The sequence below is a fragment of the Compostibacter hankyongensis genome (assembly GCF_039541075.1).
Taxonomy (GTDB): Bacteria; Bacteroidota; Bacteroidia; order Chitinophagales; family Chitinophagaceae; genus Compostibacter; species Compostibacter hankyongensis.
Map to the genome: position 1 here is coordinate 1 of NZ_BAABFN010000016.1, position 1,606 is coordinate 1,606.

Sequence of the window (1,606 nt, forward strand, 5' to 3'; positions counted from 1 at the left end):
TCTCCTTTGCCGTATTGGCGGGCTCCATGGTGGCCATGTATTGGGAAAGGTCTGTCTGCTCGGTCAGCACCATCCGCACGTCGCCCAGGTGGTCCCGGACAAAATAGTCATAGGTATAGCCGGCGGCCGTACTGCCATGGGCCGGCACATACCGCACGCGCCCCTCCTCGGTGGGGAAATATAACAGGGTATCTGCATTATAGATAAACCCGTGTGCATAGCTGGTTGTAATGGTTTTTGATGGAGCGGAAGTATTGTCCGTAACAATCTTTTGCAGCTTATTGCCGTCCGCATCATATACAAACCTGATCTTTCCCTTACCCGTGATGGTAAACTGCTCAGGAAGGTCCAGATGGTTGTAGGCAATGGCCGCGATCTTTTTATTGGCATCGGAGATAAGGTTGCCGTTGTGGTCATAAACATAATCATTCGCCGAGCCGTTGGCGCCGTCGTGAAAATCGCCCAGCGTGGTGCTGGGGTCGCTGGCTGCATCGGTGACCTTGTTCAGCTGGTTACTATAGCTTTTATAGACATAGCTCAGGTTGTCGATTACCTGAGAGGTGGAGCCTTTCAGTCCGTACCGGTTCAGATGCCTGATGTTACCGTTGGCGTCATAGCTCAGCCCGCTTACCGTAAAGTTCACCCCTGCACTGGTATTCCAGGCGCCGCCGGTATATTGGGCAAAGGCCGCCCCGGAGATCCTGCCGGCATTGTCATAGGTGTAATCGTATCTCCGCTGGGCTTCATCGCTGCGGCTGTTCCACATCTGACCGGCGACATGACCGTCCAGCCTGGCCGTGGAAAAAGCATTGTCCCGGTTATCATACCCCAGGTAAAAACCGAAGAAATGATCGTCCGGATGGTATACTCCGGATGTTTTCAGCGCATAGTCTTTATTCACACCAGTGATCTGGTTGTGGATGTTGTAGGAGTAGTCCAGCGTCTCCATCTCCGTTCCCCCGGTACCGGTATAGCCCGGGTCAAGATGTTTGGTCTTGAGCCTGCCCATATCGTCAAAGTCGTAAGCAGACAACGTTTTCCAACCACCTGTGCCGATCTTTTTCTGTATGCCGTTTGTCCTGCCGATCTGATCAAAGAGATACTTGGTGAGCACCCCGAAATCCGTATAACCGGTATGCGCCGTGGTGTGTTTGATATCGGTACTGAGCAGCCGCCCGTCGAAATGGTACTGGTAAGTAGTCACATCCCGGCCTTCTTTGATATTGTCTTCCTGGGATTGTATCAGGTGACCCTTCTCGTCATAGTAATACGTGGAAGTAAGGAAGGTATTCGTGCCCAGCACCCTGACCTTGCTGCCGGTGGGAAAACCGGTCGTCCGCTTGGAGGCGGTTATCGGTAAGATATCGGTCCCGTTGGGATAGGCGGTGGTATTGTCAAAGTTGGTCGCAAATGCGGGCGAGCCGGAGGAATAATCGTCGTAGAACTGGTACTTCAATACCGTCGTTACGGATGGGTTGCTCAGCTGCGCGGCGGTAATGGGGTTCCCGAATACGGCAACGGTGGTCCTCACCGTGGGCGTAGTAGCAGCCGGGTCTATCTCGGCGACAAACTCATCTCCGGCGCCGCTGCTGAAGCTGCCCCCGGC

At 53.9% G+C, this 1,606-nt stretch carries 1 protein-coding gene; it reads right to left on the reverse strand.

The window, feature by feature from the left end; genetic code table 11:
- Positions 1–1,606: RHS repeat domain-containing protein (locus tag ABD851_RS14425; RefSeq protein ID WP_486303614.1), on the reverse strand; the 1,606-nt coding region annotated here is incomplete at both ends.